17 protein-coding genes are annotated in these 15,919 nt (G+C 75.1%); 8 read left to right on the top strand and 9 right to left on the bottom strand.

From position 1 onward, the window contains the following. Positions 1-22 precede the first annotated feature (22 nt). Positions 23-850 carry a DUF72 domain-containing protein gene (locus ACN260_RS23010; RefSeq protein ID WP_422756804.1) on the bottom strand — a complete coding sequence of 276 codons (828 nt, stop codon included), beginning with the start codon at positions 848-850 and terminating at the stop codon, positions 23-25. 210 nt (positions 851-1,060) lie between these two features. Here ACN260_RS23010 and ACN260_RS23005 point away from each other — a divergent pair, with 210 nt between their 5' ends. Continuing rightward, a complete protein-coding gene (locus ACN260_RS23005) occupies positions 1,061-1,786 on the top strand; it encodes a Clp protease N-terminal domain-containing protein (RefSeq protein WP_422752996.1) in 726 nt (241 codons plus the stop codon). A 106-nt stretch (positions 1,787-1,892) separates the two neighbouring features. Here ACN260_RS23005 and ACN260_RS23000 read toward each other — a convergent pair whose 3' ends face one another. Together ACN260_RS23000 and ACN260_RS22995 are read right to left on the bottom strand one after the other, a co-directional pair. Further along, the gene (locus ACN260_RS23000; RefSeq protein ID WP_422752995.1) at positions 1,893-2,411 is read right to left on the bottom strand and encodes a hypothetical protein; all 519 of its coding nucleotides are present in this window, start codon (positions 2,409-2,411) and stop codon (positions 1,893-1,895) included. Between the two features lie 233 nt (positions 2,412-2,644). After that, positions 2,645-2,845, bottom strand: a complete 201-nt coding sequence (locus ACN260_RS22995; RefSeq protein ID WP_422752994.1) for a DNA repair protein — start codon at positions 2,843-2,845, stop codon at positions 2,645-2,647. Between the two features lie 196 nt (positions 2,846-3,041). Between ACN260_RS22995 and ACN260_RS22990 the strand changes: the two genes are divergently transcribed. After that, on the top strand, positions 3,042-3,704 hold the full coding sequence (locus tag ACN260_RS22990; protein WP_422752993.1) for a GNAT family N-acetyltransferase: 663 nt from the start codon (positions 3,042-3,044) through the stop codon (positions 3,702-3,704). Positions 3,705-4,057: 353 nt separating this feature from the next. Then, on the top strand, positions 4,058-4,399 hold the full coding sequence (locus ACN260_RS22985; protein WP_422752992.1) for an STAS domain-containing protein: 342 nt from the start codon (positions 4,058-4,060) through the stop codon (positions 4,397-4,399). A gap of 49 nt (positions 4,400-4,448) precedes the next feature. Here ACN260_RS22985 and ACN260_RS22980 read toward each other — a convergent pair whose 3' ends face one another. Continuing rightward, complete coding sequence (locus ACN260_RS22980) at positions 4,449-5,909, bottom strand: glycoside hydrolase family 3 N-terminal domain-containing protein (RefSeq protein ID WP_422752991.1); 1,461 nt, start codon at positions 5,907-5,909, stop codon at positions 4,449-4,451. A gap of 199 nt (positions 5,910-6,108) precedes the next feature. On the opposite strand from ACN260_RS22980, the gene ACN260_RS22975 reads away from it, so the two are divergent. After that, positions 6,109-7,284 carry an ROK family transcriptional regulator gene (locus ACN260_RS22975; protein WP_422752990.1) on the top strand — a complete coding sequence of 392 codons (1,176 nt, stop codon included), beginning with the start codon at positions 6,109-6,111 and terminating at the stop codon, positions 7,282-7,284. Between the two features lie 99 nt (positions 7,285-7,383). On the opposite strand, the gene ACN260_RS22970 is transcribed toward ACN260_RS22975, so the two are convergent. Next, positions 7,384-8,397 (bottom strand): ABC transporter permease subunit, encoded by a 1,014-nt coding sequence (locus ACN260_RS22970; protein WP_422752989.1) that lies wholly within the window; start codon positions 8,395-8,397, stop codon positions 7,384-7,386. Beyond that, complete coding sequence (locus ACN260_RS22965; protein WP_422752988.1) at positions 8,394-9,401, bottom strand: ABC transporter ATP-binding protein; 1,008 nt, start codon at positions 9,399-9,401, stop codon at positions 8,394-8,396. Before ACN260_RS22965 ends, ACN260_RS22970 begins: the two co-directional genes overlap by 4 nt. A 128-nt stretch (positions 9,402-9,529) precedes the next feature. On the opposite strand from ACN260_RS22965, the gene ACN260_RS22960 reads away from it, so the two are divergent. Together ACN260_RS22960 and ACN260_RS22955 are read left to right on the top strand one after the other, a co-directional pair. Next, the gene (locus ACN260_RS22960; RefSeq protein ID WP_422752987.1) at positions 9,530-10,360 is read left to right on the top strand and encodes an ABC transporter ATP-binding protein; all 831 of its coding nucleotides are present in this window, start codon (positions 9,530-9,532) and stop codon (positions 10,358-10,360) included. Between the two features lie 171 nt (positions 10,361-10,531). Further along, positions 10,532-11,437, top strand: a complete 906-nt coding sequence (locus ACN260_RS22955; protein ID WP_422756803.1) for a ribokinase — start codon at positions 10,532-10,534, stop codon at positions 11,435-11,437. Between the two features lie 8 nt (positions 11,438-11,445). Here ACN260_RS22955 and ACN260_RS22950 read toward each other — a convergent pair whose 3' ends face one another. Further along, positions 11,446-12,174: a hypothetical protein gene (locus ACN260_RS22950; RefSeq protein ID WP_422752986.1), complete on the bottom strand. Its 729-nt coding sequence runs from the start codon at positions 12,172-12,174 to the stop codon at positions 11,446-11,448. 72 nt (positions 12,175-12,246) lie between these two features. Here ACN260_RS22950 and ACN260_RS22945 point away from each other — a divergent pair, with 72 nt between their 5' ends. Further along, positions 12,247-13,779, top strand: coding sequence for a dienelactone hydrolase family protein (locus ACN260_RS22945; protein WP_422752985.1), 1,533 nt, complete (start codon positions 12,247-12,249; stop codon positions 13,777-13,779). 37 nt (positions 13,780-13,816) lie between these two features. On the opposite strand, the gene ACN260_RS22940 is transcribed toward ACN260_RS22945, so the two are convergent. Further along, positions 13,817-14,299 carry a DUF6232 family protein gene (locus ACN260_RS22940; protein WP_422752984.1) on the bottom strand — a complete coding sequence of 161 codons (483 nt, stop codon included), beginning with the start codon at positions 14,297-14,299 and terminating at the stop codon, positions 13,817-13,819. A 121-nt stretch (positions 14,300-14,420) separates the two neighbouring features. Next, entirely contained in the window at positions 14,421-14,948 is a 528-nt protein-coding gene (locus ACN260_RS22935; RefSeq protein WP_422752983.1) for a DUF6232 family protein, read from the bottom strand. Between the two features lie 100 nt (positions 14,949-15,048). Here ACN260_RS22935 and ACN260_RS22930 point away from each other — a divergent pair, with 100 nt between their 5' ends. Then, entirely contained in the window at positions 15,049-15,822 is a 774-nt protein-coding gene (locus tag ACN260_RS22930) for an enoyl-CoA hydratase-related protein (protein WP_422752982.1), read from the top strand. The last annotated feature ends 97 nt before the right edge of the window (positions 15,823-15,919 follow it).

Below are 15,919 nucleotides of genomic sequence, written 5' to 3'. Positions count from 1 at the left end.
ACCGATCCCACCAGGCTCGCAGTCAGAACAGGGTGAGCGGCCCGACCGGGATCGGCTCGGGCAGCGGGGCCAGGGCGGGCACCCGGGCCCGTACCTCGTCGTGGAACCGGCGGGCGAGCAGGGGTGCGTCGGCGTTGTCCGGGGTGTGCACGAACACGGTGGGCGAGCGGCCCTCCCGCAACCAGTCGACGGTGATCCCGACCCAGCGCTGCCAGCCCTCGACCGTCTCCGACTCGGCGTCCCGGCCGAGGTAGCGGACGATCGGCCGGTCGGTCAGCGCCGCCGTCCGCAACGGCAGGCGGGGCTTCTTCGTCCACGCCTCCCGCTCCGCGTCACTGGTCGGCGGGATGCGGAAGAACGCGGTGGTGTCGAAGGGGACCCACTCGGCGGACGCCTCGGCGAGCACCCCCTCCAGCAGGCGCGTCGCGCGGGGCTCCCGGAAGAACGCGGGGTGCCGGACCTCCACCGCGTACCGGTGTCCGGCGGGCAGTCGACGCAGCAGGTCGGCGAGCGCGGGGACGTCCGTCGGGGTGAACGACCCCGGCAGTTGGATCCACAGGGCGTGCGCCCGGCTGCCGAGCGGGGCGATCGCGTCGAAGTAGTCGCGTAGTGGCGCGTCGGCGTCGACGAGCCGCCGTTCGTGGGTCACCACCTTCGGCAGTTTGAGGACGAACCGGAAGTCGGGCCCGGTCTGCCGGGCCCAGGACTCCACGGTCTCCCGGGTCGGGGTGGCGTAGAACGTGGTGTTCCCCTCGACCGCGTCACACCAGCCGGCGTAGTGCCGCAGCCGCTCGTTGGCCGGCAGCGGGTGGGCGATCAGCCGCCCCTGCCAGGACCGGTGGGTCCACATCGCGCAGCCGACGTGCAACCGCATGATCCCGATCCTCCCGTAACGTCGCCCGACCCGGTCCGTCGCCGCACGCTATCCGAGCGCCGGCGGTCCGCCCGGGTCGGGTGCGGTGGGGGATCGACGGATGACCGGAGTGCCGGTGGGTGGTCGACATGCCCCATCGTCAACTTCCGGTTGACGATGGGGGAGGCGTCAACCTATGGTTGACGCATGACGGAACCCGCCCAGCTCCCACATCCTGTCCGCCTCGACGAGCTGATCCAGGCCATCAAGAAGGCCCGGCCGGACGCGCTCGACCAACTCAGTGACGCGGTGCTCGTCGCCGACCACCTCGGCGACCTCGCCGACCACCTGATCGGCCACTTCGTCGACCAGGCCCGCCGCTCCGGAGCTTCCTGGACCGAGATCGGCAAGAGCATGGGGGTGAGCAAGCAGGCCGCCCAGAAACGCTCCGCCGCGAAGGCCGACGCGGCCGCGACGCTCGACCCCAACGCCGGCTTCAGCCGGTTCACCCCACGCGCCCGCAACGTGGTGATCGCCTCGCAGGAGGAGGCCCGCGGCGCCGGCAACGCGGAGATCCGCCCGGAACACCTGGTGCTCGGCCTGCTCGCCGAACCCGACGGCCTCGCCGCCAAGGCCATGGTCGCCGAAGGACTGGGCCCGGACGCCGTCCGGGAGGCGGTCACCGCGGCGCTGCCCGCCGCGTCCGACCAGGTCCCCGACCTGATCCCGTACGACGCACAGGGCAAGAAGGCCCTCGAACTCACCTTCCGGGAGGCGCTGCGCCTCGGGCACAACTACATCGGCACCGAGCACATCCTGCTGGCCCTGCTCGAACTGGAGGACGGCACAGGCGTGCTGTCCGGCCTCGGCCTGACCAAGGACCGGGCCGAGGCCCAGCTGTCCGCCGCCCTAGCCGGATTCGCCGGCAGGTAACGGCCCGACGTGACCGTCCCGTCCGGCATGGCGGGCAGGGCGCGTCCGGCCGGGTTCCGGCGGGCCGGGGCCGGGCACGGCACCGGGGGCGTGCCCGGCCGGCCGGTCAGTCGCCGGTGGGGAAGCCGTACCGCAGCGCGTGCTCCGGGTCGGCCGGGTCGATCTGCCGGATGCCGGCGTCGGCGAGCCGCTTGTTGACCTCGTCGAGTTGCTCGCGCACCAGCCGGGCCTCCTCCTCGGTGACCCGTCCCCGGTGCGGCTTCCCGGCGTGGTCGAGGGTGCCGTAGTCGATCTTCTCGGCGCTCTTGCGGGCCTTCGGCGGGCGGACCCGCTCGGCGGTACGCAGCAACTGGGCCATCGGGGTGTCGGTCGCCATCGCGTCGAACTCGCTGGCGGTCAGCACCACCCGACGCGGTTCCCCGCCGGCATGCCGGTCGTGGATCTCGACCACCGCCACGTCGAGCGCGGCGTCGTCGATGCCCTCCACCTCGGTCACGGTGGCGTCCAACTGCACGGGCCCGGCCACCAGGTCGGGATGCTCCAGCACGACGACCCGGACCACCTCGTCGTCGGGACGCAGCACCGTGCCGCTGAAGTCGGAGACGTGGATCGTCTTCTTGCCCATGCGCTGCGGTTCTCCTGTCGCTGGCCGGAATCGACCACAAGACGCTACCCGACAGGTGTGCGAACGCCCCGGCCGGACACCCCGGCGGGACGGCCGGAGCGTGGCGGAGCCGCCGGGGGCCGCGCGGTGGCACCCGACGTGGTCGGTGCGGTCGTCGTTCGCCGGTACGGGGCGCGTCCGCCGGGGCCGCGGGGGACGGACCGGGGCCGTCGTCGCGGGCGCGCCGTGCCGGTTCAGCGGGCGGTGAGGCCGCGTCGGGAGGAGATGCCGGCGGGGAGGATGTTCAGCTCGCTCCAGGACAGTCGGGCGTCGACGCCGCGACCGCACCGGGCCTCCCGGTAGCGCGGCTGGGCCGGAAACCGCCCGGTACCCCCCGCCGTGTTCCACACTCGTGCGCTGTCCTGCTGGTACCGCTCGTTCGGCTGCATAGGCATGGCGATTACCGTCCCAAAGAAAGGTGTCCATGTATGGAAATAGATATGACGCACGGTCGATGGACCGCGTTCCGGTGAGGCAGCTCACGGTCCGGTTCCCTCTACCCATGACGGGCTCCCGGCAACCGGGCGTGGGCCGTGGCGGCCCGGCGTACCGTGGATCATGAAGCGATCCACCGGGTGAGAGGGGCGGGCGGTGCTGGACCGGCGGCTGTACCTGCACCTGGCTACCTGGCTCGGGCAGTGGCCGGCACCGCCCGGCCTGCACGTGGTCGGCTCGTGGCGGCGGACACGTCCGGCCTGGGACGGCCGGGTCCGCCCGGCCGTCGCGGTCCGGGCCGCCGGCAGCACCGTGCTCTCCGTGCCGTCCGGGCTGGTCGCGGCCGTCCGGGAGTTGGCCACCGGCCCCTGGCCCGCCCTGTACGGGGCACTGCCGGCGCTGGTCGGGCAACCCGGGTGGGTGGTCGAGGACGACGTGTTCCGGTGGTGCCTCGCGCCGGCCGCGCTGCCCGACGTCGGCACCTGGACCGCTCCCACCGACCCCGCCCTGCCGCCCTGGCTGCACCTGTTCGACCGCGAGGTGCTCGTGGTGCGCGACGCCGACGGCGGCTACCTGGCCGGGGTCGGCATCAAGCGGCACGACGCGTACGGGCACGAACTGGCCGTCGGCACGGTGCCCGCGGCGCGCGGCCGGGGGCTGGCCCGACGGCTCGTCGCGCAGGCCGCCCGTCGGGTGCTCGACGAGGGCGCCGTCCCCACCTACCGGCACGATCCGGCGAACACCGCCTCCGCCCGGGTCGCCGACGCCGCCGGGTTCGCCGACCGGGGCTGGTCGACCTACGGCGTCTACCCGCCATGAGGGCACGGCCCGACCGGTGGCGCGGACCGTGGATCCCGGGCCGGATCCACGGTCCGCTGCCTGCCCCAGGCCCCGCCGTGACCGGTGTCCACCGGTCGACCTCGGTGTCGGTCACGCTACGTACTCGGATGCCCGCTCGGCAAGGGGTGGCCGGCGGGTCCTCTCTGTCCAGTAATGGACTTGAGCTGCGGTTAAGGAAAAATTCGCCGTCGAAGCCCGGTGACGCAACGTGCTTGTCGTTCGCTCCGGCGGCTGCCCGGCAGGGGGGTGTCAGGAGCCCCCGGTAGGGTCGGGCGTCGCGGCGAGAACCGGCGCGCGGTCGGGGACGGCCGGATGGCCAGGAGTGGACGGACATGCAGCTGCCGACGCCGGCCGAGGGGCACGGGCGGGTGGTCCTGGCACCGGTGGGTGACCTGGACATCGCCACCGTTCCCGGGCTGCAACGCGACCTCGACGAGGCGTTGTGCCACCCCGGCCTGTCGGAGATCGTCGTCGACCTGACGGCCGTCACCTTCCTCGACTCGACGGGGGTGGCCGCGTTGCTGCGCGGGGCGGCCGAGGCGGTCGGCCGGGGGGCCACCCTGCGGCTGGTCGACCCGCAACCGGTGGTGTCCCGGGTCCTGCGGATCACCGCGGTCGGCCGGCTGCTCGGCCTTCCCGACGACCACGGCGACCCGGCACCCTGGCGTCGCTGACCGGTCCGTCCCGTCCCGCGTAGCTGCCCCGCCCGTCGGGGAGGGCCCGTCAACCCGTCAGGCCGAGCACCTCCGCCGCCGCGCGACCGTTGGCGTGGCTCGCACCGAAGGTGGTGACGAAGGCCCGCACCCCGGCCGGTCGCCACCGCCCCGGCCAGCCCATCTCCACCACCGTCACCTGGTGCGTCGCGGCCAGCGCCTCGACCAGCGCGGGACCACCGGGCAACCGGTGCAGGTGCCGCCCGACCAGCACGACCGGCCGGTCCCCGGCGAGCCGGCGTACCGTGGCCGGGTCGACCCCGGTGGCGACCACCGGGAGCTGTTCGACGTCGGTCAGGTGGGGGCCCAGCCCCCACGGCACCCGGCCCTCGGCGACGGTGGCGGCGGCGTACACCTGCACCACGAGCGGGCGTCCCGGCCCGGTCGGGTCGCCCTCCACCCGCACCGCCCGGCGGGCGGCCCGGTACCCGAGGCCGACCTCGACCGGGCCGGTGGGAGCGGGCCGGCGGGCGGCACCGGTCCAGGCGGCGAGCGCGGCGGCGCGACCGGCGGCCTCCTCCACCCGGGCCCGGGTTAGCCGGCCGTCCCCGAGCGCCCCGACGATCTCGGCCACCACCCGCTCGACCAGTGCGGCGTCGACCCTCGCGCCCAGGCAGAGCAGGTCCGCCCCGGCGGCCAGGGCCCGCACGGCGGCCGGCCCGACCCCACCGGCGGCGAGGGCCGCGCCCTTCATCTCCAACGCGTCGGTGACCACCGTGCCGGTGAAGCCGTACTCGCCGCGCAGCAGGTCGACCAGGACGGCCCGGCTGAAGGTGGCCGGCCCGTCCCCGGTCAGCGCCGGCACCCGGATGTGCGCCGTCATGACCGCCTGCACGCCCGCGTCGACCGCCGCCGCGAAGGGCGGCAGGTCGCGGGCCCGCAGCAGCGCCGCGTCGGCGTCCACGGTGGGCAGCTCATGGTGCGAGTCGGCGACGGTCGCGCCGTGGCCGGGGAAGTGCTTGGCGCAGGCCGCCACCCCCACCGACTGGAGACCCGCGACGGCGGCGGCCGTGTGGGCGGCCACCCGGCCCGGGTCGGCCCCGAACGCGCGGGTGCCGATCACCGGGTTCTCGTCGGCGGTGTTCACGTCGACCGTGGGGGCCAGGTCGACGGTGACGCCGACGGCGGCCAGTTCGTCGCCGATCGCCGCGTAGACCTCCCGGGTCAGTGCCGTGTCGTCGACCGCGCCGAGCGCCGCGTTGCCCGGGTACGGGCTGCCCGTGGCGTGCGCCAGCCGGGTCACGTCGCCGCCCTCCTCGTCGATGGCGAGCAGCACGTCGGGCCGGGCGGCACGCAGCGCGGCGGTGCTCGCCGCGAGCTGGCCCGGGTCGTGCACGTTGCCGCCGAACAGGGTGTGCCCGGCCAGCCCTTCGGCGACCAGCGCGACCGCCCAGTCCGGCGGCACCGGCCCCGGGTACGCGGCCAGCAGCGTGCCCAGCACCAGCCGGCGCAGTCCTGGATCGAGCCCCACCTGAACCCCTCTCCCGCCGCCCGGAACCCGCGCCGACGGCGGGCCGGCCGGCGGCCTGTGTGTGCCGGTGGACGGCACGTGTGTCGGCCCGGGCGGCCGGGTCGTCCGAGTTCCCCGCCACGGGACGGCCGATACGCTACGGACATCCCTGATCAACGCGATTCGGTTAGCAGAGTTTACGAAAACCAGAGGACGTGGCATGAGTGCGACCCGGCTGCCCGGCACCCCCCGACTGTTGCGGGCGCTCAACGACCGTGCGGCGCTGGAGCTCCTGCTCGAACGCGGCCCGCTCACCCGCGCCCGGCTCGGCGAGCTGACCGGCCTGTCCAAGGTCACCGCCTCGCAGCTGGTCGAGCGGCTGGAGGAGCGGGGGCTGGTCGCCCGGGTCGGTGAACAGGCCGGTGGGCGGGGGCCGAACGCGCAGCTGTACGCCGTACGGCCGGGCAGCGCGTACGTGGTCGGGGTGGACGTCGGAGCGGAGCGGGTGGTGGCCGCCTGCGCGGACATCACGGGCGCGGTCGTCAGCCAGGTCGAGCAGTCCACCCGGGACACCGACGACCCGGTCGGCGTGGTGCACACGGCGGTGGTGCAGGCGGCGAGCCGGGCCGGCGCGGAGCTGGACCACGTACGGCGGGTGGTGCTCGGCACCCCCGGTCTGGTCGATCCGGCCACCGGGGACATCACCTTCGCGTTCAACCTGCCCCGCTGGCACCGGGGCCTGCTCGCCGCGCTGCGCGAGGACCTGCACACCCCGGTCGTCTTCGAGAACGACGTCAACCTGGCCGCCGTCGCCGAGGCGCAGTCCGGGGCCGCGCAGGGCGTGGCGGATTTCGTCCTGGTCTGGGTGGGTGCGGGGGTGGGTCTGGCGATCATGCTGGGGGGTCGGCTGCACCACGGCAGCAGCGGCGCGGCCGGCGAGATCGGCTACCTGCCGGTGCCGGGGGTGCCGATCCCCCGGGACGTCTCGCGCCGGGCGAAGCCCGCGTTCCAGCAGCTCGCCGGGGCGGACGCGGTCCAGGCGGTGGCCCGGGAACACGGCATCGACGCACCCGACGCGGCCGGCGCGGTACGGGCCGCCATCGCCGCCGGCACCGCCGGTGGCCCGCTGCTCGACGAGCTGGCCCGACGGCTCGCCCTCGGGGTGGCCAGCACCTGCGTGGTGCTGGACCCGCCGCTGGTGGTGCTCGCCGGTGAGGTGGGGCAGGCCGGCGGGGCGGCGCTGGCCGAACGGGTGCAGCACGAGGTGGCCGCGATCACCCTGGTCCGGCCCCGGGTGGTGCCCACCGGGCTGACCGAGGAGCCGATCCTGCGGGGGGCGCTGCGGACCGCGCTGGACGCCGTGCGGGACGAGGTGTTCGGGTCGACCATCGGCTGACCGATCACCCCGCCCGTCCGTCGTCATGAAGGAATACTTCACCACCGCGCCGGTCACGGCAATATGTTGCCGTGACCGGCGTCGGTGGGCCGGGCCGCCCTAGACCAGGTCGCGGCGGCGGAACGCGACGAACGCGGACCCGGTGACCGCACCGGTCAGCGCCAGCAGCACCAGCAGCGCCGGCCCCCAGGTGATCGCGTAGAAGCCGCCGTCACAGACGCCGCTGCCCGGCGCGCAACCCCGGTCGTCCCAGAACTCCAACCGGCCGGCCAACCAGGCGCCCAGGTAGTTGGAGAGCATCAGCAGGTCCGCCCGCGCCACGTCGAGGATCTGCAACACCAGCCGGGCGCCCATCTCCCAGACCACCGCGTACGCGGCGACCGCGCCGAGCGCCGCCGAGGTGTGCCGGCCCAGCGTGGCGATCCCGAAGCCGAGCACGGTCGCCACCAGCACCAGCACCAGCCCGCGCCCGTAGATGGCCCCCAACCCGCCCCAGAACCGGCCGTCCAGCGGGCCCGGCACCCCCGCCGTCTGCCCGATCGTCCAGAACGCGCCCAGGTAGAGCACCGACGCCGCCACCGCGAGCGCGGCCACCACCCCGACCAGGGTGCCCAGCTTGGTGCCGAGCACGGTCAGCCGGCCCGGCCGCCACAGCAGCAGGTTGACCACCCCGCCGGAGTTCAGGTCGGCACCGATGTACGACGCGCCCACCAGGAAGCCGAACAGCACCAGGAACGCGATCAGGAAGTAGAGCAGCCCGCGCGCCTCCTGGGAGAAGACGAAGACCGACGACAGGTAATCGGTGGCGACCGGCAGCCGCTCCATCCGCGCCGGGTCCAGCTCGGCGCAGTCGGCCGGCACGTACCCGGCGTCCTCGGTGATCGGGATCTCGCCGGACCGGACCCGCAGGCAGCGGGTGTGCTCCGCCTCCATCGCGGCCACCGCCTGCGCGGCCTGCTCCTGCGCCGCGGACATCTCCTGCGCCGTCGGCCGGTGCGACCCGATCAGGGTGGTCGCGGTGGTCACCGCGAACGCCACCGCGAGCAGCAGCACCATCAGCTGGACGAAGCGGCGGGCGGTCAACCGCTCCACCTCGGCACGGACCAGGTTCACGCGTCCACCCTCCGACCGTCGGTCCGGTCCAGTTCGATCAGCGGCTCGTCGGCGTCGCCCACGCCGGCCCCGTCGGGCTGCCCCGGCGGGGCCGTTGCGGCGGTGAGGTCGAGGAAGACGCTCTCCAGGTCCGGCCGGACCGGGGTCAGCTCGCGGACCCACAGGCCCTGCCCACCGAGGGTGCTGCTGATCAGCTCCGGCTCGGGCGCGCCCCCGACCACCAGCACGTCGTCGGGGTCGACGGTGACCGTCAGCCCGGCCTCCCGCAGCAGCTCCGCGCCCCGCTCCGACTCGGCCACCCGGACCCGCCACTCGTGCGGGTCGTGCCCGGCCAGCACGTCGTCCACCCGGCCCGCCGCCACCCGCCGGCCCCGCGCGATGATCGTGACGTGGTCGCAGATCAGTTGGATCTCGGCCAGAATGTGGCTCGACACCAGCACGGTCACCCCGGACCCGGCGAGCGTACGCATCAGGTCCCGCATCTCCCGGATACCGGCCGGGTCCAGCCCGTTCGCCGGCTCGTCCAGGATCAGCAGCTCCGGGTTCTTCAGCAGCGCCGACGCGACGGCGAGACGCTGCTTCATGCCCAGGGAGTAGCTGCGCACCCGGTCCTCGCCCCGCTCCCGCAGGCCGACCTGGTCGAGCACCTCGTCCACCCGGGACGTCGGCACGCCGCCGGCCACCGCCAGCAACCGCAGCGTCCGGTACCCGGTGAAGTTGCCGAAGAACTGCGGGCTCTCCACGATCGCGCCCACCCGCCCGGTGACCCGGCCCAACTGCTCCGGGGCCGGCGCGCCCAGCACCCGCAACTCCCCGGCGTCGGCGTTGACCAGCCCCAGCAGGGCGCGCAGCGTGGTGGTCTTGCCGGAGCCGTTGGGGCCGAGGAAGCCGTGCACCTGGCCCGCCTCGACGACCATGTCGAAGCCGTCCACCGCCACCCGTCTGCCCCGCCGCAGGGTGCGGAACGTCTTGCGCAGACCGGCGATCTCGATGACCGCGCTCATCCGCACCGCCCCTCGTCTCGTACGGGCATGGGCCGTCCTCCCGGGATGGTGACCAACGACACGGTGCACCCTAAGGCCGGGCCACCCGCCCGTGGGGGCAGCCCCGGGCTGCGTGGTTGGATGGAGCGGTGACTGGTGACCCGTTCCCCGCCGCAGCCGCCCCCTCGACCGTGGACGCGGATCTGGTGGTCAGCCTGGACGGCGTCGCCGTCCGGCGATCCGGCACCGCCCTGCTGCACGACGTCGACTGGCGGGTCGAGCTGGACGAACGCTGGGTGGTGCTCGGCCCCAACGGCGCCGGCAAGACCACCCTGCTCAACCTCGCCTGCGGTCAACTGCACCCGAGCACGGGCGTCGCTCACGTGCTCGGCGAGCGGATCGGCCGCACCGACCTCACCGAGCTGCGGACCCGGATCGGCCTCACCACCGCCGCCGTGGCCGAGCGCATCCCCGCCGAGGAACGGGTCGGCGACGTCGTACTCACCGCCGCCTGGTCGGTGGTCGGCCGCTGGCGGGAGAGCTACGACCGGGCCGACGAGGCCCGCGCGGGTGCCCTGCTCGGGCAGCTCGGCGTCGGCCACCTGACCGACCGCACGTACGGCACCCTCTCCGAGGGCGAACGCAAGCGGGTGCAGGTCGCCCGCGCCCTGATGACCGACCCGGAACTGCTGCTGCTCGACGAGCCGGCGGCCGGGCTCGACCTGGGCGGGCGCGAGGACCTCGTGGGCCGGCTCGCCGAGCTGGCCCACGACCCGGACGCCCCGGCCCTGGTGCTGGTCACCCACCACGTCGAGGAGATCCCGCCCGGGTTCACCCACGCGCTGCTGCTGCGCGACGGCGCGGTGGTCGCCCAGGGGCTGCTCGCCGACACGCTGACCGGCGACAACCTCAGCAAGACCTTCGGCCTGCCGCTGGTGGTCGAACGACGCGGCGACCGCTGGACCGCCCGCGCCGCCTGACCCCCACCCCCACCCCAGCGTCGATCTTGGAGTTGTGGTAGGGGAAAAGTCCCCCATGCCCCTTTTGTGGCCACCGTAAGTCCATGATCGGGGGGTGGGTGGGGATTTAGACTCGTCGTGGTGTGACTGGCGGGGGCGGTGGGGAGGTTGGGGGTGTCGGTGGGAGGTGGGGTGCGGCAGAGCCGGATCGTCGTGGTGGGCAGCGCCAACATGGACGTGGTCGGAGCCGGCCCGACGCTGCCCCGGCCGGGGGAGACCGTGCTCGGCAGCCACTTCGTGATGGTGCCCGGCGGCAAGGGCGCCAACCAGGCCATAGCCGCCGCCCGTGCCGGTGCCGCCTGTACCTTCCTCGGCGCGCTCGGCTCCGACTCGTTCGGCGTCACCCTGCGGGCCAGGATCACCGCCGCCCAGGTGGACGCCACCCACCTGCGGGTGGTCTACGGGGCCTCCGGGGTCGCCCTGGTGATGGTCAACGCCGCCGGGGAGAACGCCATCCTGGTCACCCCCGGCGCGAACGCCGCCTTCACCGCCCTCACCGACGCCGAGCTGTCCGCCGTACGCGGGGCGGACGTGCTGGTCGCCCAGCTGGAGATCCCGGTCGAGACGGTGACCGAGGCGGCGGTGGCCGCCCGTGCCGCCGGCACCCGGGTGATCCTCAACGCCGCACCGGCCCGGCAGGTGCCCGCCGAGCTGCTGGCGGCGGTGGACCTGCTGGTGGTCAACGAGACCGAGGCGCAACTGCTCACCGGCCGGGGGCGGGACGACCCGGGGGCGCTGCTGGCGCTGGTGCCCCGGGCGGTGCTCACCCTCGGTGGCGGGGGCGCCTGGTACGTCGAGCGGGACGCCCCCGCCGTGCACGTGCCCGCCGTCGCGGTGGACGTGGTCGACACGACAGCCGCCGGGGACGCGTTCACCGGTGCCCTGGCCGTGGCCTGGGGTGAGGGTCGGCCGGTGGTCGACGCGGTGCGCTGGGCGGCGGCGGCCGGTGCGGCGTGTGTCCGGCGGCTCGGCGCGTCGGTGGCGCTGCCCGAGCGTGCCGAGATCGACGCCCTCTACACCCCGGCCGCCGACGCCTGACCGGCGGCTCAGTCGGCCGGGTCGTCGCTGAGCCGTTCACCCCGGCGACGCAGCATGCCCAGGCCGGGGATACCGGCGACGGCGAGCTTGAGGTCACGGGTCACGTCGAGCAGGTCGTGCAGATCCGGGCCGACCCGGTCGAGGGTGGCCAGGATCGGCAGTACGTCCGAGGTCAGGTGCTCCTTGAGCTTCGGCAGCTCGTCGACGAGCCGGATCGCCGCGGCCAGCTCCTCGTGGCTCAGCTCGGCCACGAACCGGTTCGCCATCGGCGCGCCCCGCCGCAACGCCGGCTCGTACGCGGTCATCAGCTCGGCCGCGACGGTGGCGGCGCCCTCGGCGGTGGCCACCGTGCCGGCGGCCCGGCCGGCCACCGCCCCGGCCTCGGCGACCACCTCGCCGGCAGCCCGGGACACCTGCCCGGCCCCGGCCACCACCCCGGCCGCCGCGTCGGCGACCTCGGTGGCCCGGGTGACGGTCGTGGTCGCCGCCGCGCTGATCACCGCTACCTCGCGCACCGCCACCTCGGCGTCGGTGAGCACCCGGTCCGTGCGGTCCAGGGTGCCCTCGATCCGGTCCACCACCCCGTTGATCCGGGTCAGCAGCGCCTCCACCCCGTCGAGCACGGCGAAGGCGCGGGCCGGCACGGCGGCGAACGAGGCGGCCGAACCGAACGCCTGGTCGAGGGCGGAGCGGGTGAGACCGACGACGTCGGCCGGTCGGGGCAGGGGGATGGCCATGTCATCCAGTGTGCGTCGGGCCGGCCAGCGCCGCCCGCCGGAACGGTCCCGGACCGGCGGTAGGGTGCCGGCATGTCGCTCCGTCCCCCCGGCGTGACGCCGGCCGGCCGGGGCCGCGCGGCGCTGACGGTCCTCGCCGTGCTCGCCCTGGTGATCGGTGGCTACGGGCTGTCGCGGGCGGACGCCGGCCTGAGTACCCGGCAGGTCACCGTCGACGGGGTGCCGCTGACCGAGGTACGGGCCGACGACGGGGCGGGCGCGGTGCGCCGGCCGGGGGTGGTGATCGCGCACGGCTTCGCCGGCTCGGCCCGGTTGATGCGTCCGCTCGCCGACACGGTCGCCCGGCGGGGCGCGGTCGCGCTGCTGCTCGACTTCGCCGGGCACGGCGGCAACCCGGCCGGGCTGCCCGGGGCGGGCCGCGACGACACCGCGTCCCGCGGCACCCTGACACACGACCTGGCGGTCGCCGTCGCCTACCTGCGGGGTCGGCCCGACGTCGATCCGACGCGGATCGTCCTGGTCGGACACTCGATGGGCGCGGGGGCGGTGACCCGGTACGCCGCCGGCCACCCCGACATCGCCGGCACCGTCGCGATCTCGCTGCCCGACGGCGGTGACCTGCCCGACACCCGGCCGAGGCGGCTGCTGCTGATCGTCGGCGGCCTGGAGTTCCCCGCCTTCCGGGCCACCGCCGAGGCGACCGCCCGCCGGGGCTCCGGGCGGCGGTTGGTGGTCGTCCCCGGCGTCGAGCATATCTCGGTGCTCTTCGCCGGCCGTACCCACCGCGAGGTCGCGGCGTGGGTCGGCGGCGTCGACGGTACGGCACCGCGTCCGGCCGCCCGACTGGTCCCGGCGGGGTTGCTGCTGCTCGGGTTCGGGCTCGGCTTCGTGCCGCTGGCGGTCCTGCTGACCGGCCGTAGCGGGCGGCGCCCCGGGCCGGCACCCGTCGCGCCGGCACCCGCCGTGCTGGCGGTGGCCACGGCCGCCACCGGCCTGGGGGTGCTGCTCGCCCCGGTGCTGCCGACCACCCGGCTGCCGCTCGCGGTCGGCGGTTACCTCACCGGCTTCCTGCTGGTCACCGGATTCCTGCTGGCCGTCGCCCGGCACGTGCCGCTCCGCCTGTTCGGCACCGGTCCCGCCGCGCCGGCCGCGGCCGGTGGGTCCGTCCCGGCCGGCGGGCGTACGCCGCTGCGGCCGGTGGTCGCGGCCCTGCTGCTGACCGGGTACGCGGTGGTCGCCGTCGCCGTGCCGATCCACCTCGGCCTCACCTGGGCGCTGCCGGTGGGCGCCCGGTGGTGGCTGCTACCGGTGGTGACGGTCGGCTGCCTGGTGTTCCTGGCCGGTGCGGAGCTGCTCACGCAGGGGCGGAGCTGGCGGTACGCGGCGGTCGGCGCGCTCGCCGTACCGGCGCTGGGCGGGGCGGCCGTGGTGGGGCTGGCCCCCGGTTTCGTGCTGCTGGTGGTGCCGCTGTTCGTGGTGCTGCTCGGGTGGCAGGCCGCCTGGGCGGCGGTGCTGCGGCGGGCCGGTGCGCCCCGTTGGGCGCCGGCGGTGGTGGGCGCGGTCCTGCTGGCCTGGCCGGTCGCCACCGCGCTGCCGCTGAGCTGACCCGCAGCCGCCGGGACCGACCGCCCGGGCGCCGCGGTCACCGGGGTTCGCCCTGCTGCTCGACGGCACGCTGTACGGCGCGGTAGATCTGGCCGAACCGCAACGCGTCGGGGGTACGCAGCAGCATCACCTCCTGCCCCAGGTGCTGCACCCACAGCTCGTTGACCTTGTTGCCGCGTTCGTAGGACCGGTCCAGCCAGCCGAGCGGCACCTCCAGGAAGGGCAGCAGGGCGAGCACCCCGACGCCGCAGGCGGCCAGCACGATCAGGGCCGGTTTCCACTCGCCCCGGTCCTGCGCCGACCAGACCAGCGAGACCACACAGATCAGCGCGACCAGCGGGGGCAGCGAGAGCAGCAGCACCAGCACCCCGCGCCCGAGGATGCGGGACCGGACGGCCATCGTGGTGGCCCCGCGTGCGTGCCAGACGTACGCGACGTCGGCGATCCGTACGACCTGTCCACCGGCCCGGATCGACTCGGAGGTCACCTGCACCGTGTCGTCCCGGTAATAGAGGGTCATCACTAACCCTAACCGTTCGCAGGCGTCCGGTGTCGCTGTGTGGCCGGCGGATCGCGCCCGGCGGGTGGCGCGACGGTCCCGTCCTGTGCCTCGGCTCAGTCTGCGGACCCGCCCGGGCCGGTCACCGCCGGCTGCCCGGGCCGGGCGCCGTCGGCCCCGTGGCCCGCGCCGGTGACCCGTCGGGCCGGCGCGGCGGGGCGGTGTTCTCCATCGCCCGCTGCACCGCCCGGTAGATCCGCCCGAAGCGCAGCGCGTCGCCGGTGCGTAGCAGCAGCACCGGCCGCCCCTGCCAGCGGACCCACAGTTCACGCTGCCGGCTGCCCCGGTCGTAGGAGCGGTCCAGCCGGTCGAAGAGGAAGTCGGCGAGCGGTCCGACGGCCAGCCCGACCAGCACCGACGCTCCCACGATGGCGAGCGCGACGGTGGGGGAGCGGTGCAGCCGGACCGCCACCGCGATGCCGACCGCCGCGGCCACCAGCGGGCCGGCCAAAGCTGCCCCGATCGCCCCCCGCCCGGCCAGCGCCCGCCAGGAGCGGTCGCCCCGCCGGTGCCAGACCAGGCCGATCTCGGCCAGCGGGATGGCCCGGCCGTCGACCCGGATGGCGGTGGAGGTGACCTGCACGGACCGGTCGTCGTAGTACGTGATCATCGCTGGACTCCCGAGCGCGGGGGGCGAACACCAGACTACGTACCCCAACGACCCGGGTCGTAAGGTTGGCACGCGACTTCGACGAGGAAGTGAGGGCAGCGTGAGCGAGTTCGTGCGGCTGGATACCAGGGACGGCATCGGCACCATCCGGCTGGAGCGGCCACCGATGAACGCGCTCAACAAGCAGGTCCAGGAGGAACTGCGGGCCGCCGCCACGGCCGCGTCCGCCGACCCGGCCGTCCGCGCCGTCATCGTGTACGGCGGCGAGAAGGTCTTCGCCGCCGGGGCGGACATCAAGGAGATGGCCGACATGTCCTACGTGGACATGGCCGAGCGGGCCGCCGACCTGTCCAGCGCCGTCGGCGCGCTCGCCCGGGTCCCCAAGCCGGTGGTCGCCGCGATCACCGGGTACGCCCTCGGCGGCGGCTGCGAGCTGGCGCTGGCCTGTGACTGGCGGGTGGTGGCCGAGGACGCCAAGCTCGGCCAGCCGGAGATCAAGCTCGGCGTCATCCCCGGCGCGGGCGGCACCCAGCGGCTGGCCCGGCTGGTCGGTCCGGCCCGCGCGAAGGATCTGATCATGTCCGGCCGGATGGTGGACGCGGCGGAGGCGCTGCGGATCGGGCTGGCCGACCGGGTCGCCCCGGCGGCCGAGGTGTACGACACCGCCGTGGCGCTGGTACGCCCGTACCTGACCGGGCCGGTGCAGGCGTTGCGGGCGGCGAAACTGGCTGTCGACGCCGGCCTGGACATGGATCTCACCTCGGGCCTCGCCTGGGAGAGCCAGCTCTTCGCCGGGCTCTTCGCCACCGACGACCGGCGTGAGGGGATGGCCGCCTTCGTCGAGAAGCGCAGGCCCGACTTCACCGGCCGCTGACCCGATCCGCCCGGGGCCGCGATCCGTCGGCCCCGGGACGGACCCCGGTCCCGCCGCCGGCACCGTGCCGAGAACTGTTCACATCCTGGATACCGGC

This window comes from Micromonospora sp. WMMD708 (assembly GCF_049315245.1).
In the GTDB taxonomy this organism is placed as follows: domain Bacteria; phylum Actinomycetota; class Actinomycetes; order Mycobacteriales; family Micromonosporaceae; genus Micromonospora; species Micromonospora wenchangensis.
This window is presented reverse-complemented; position numbering and strand designations above follow the sequence as displayed.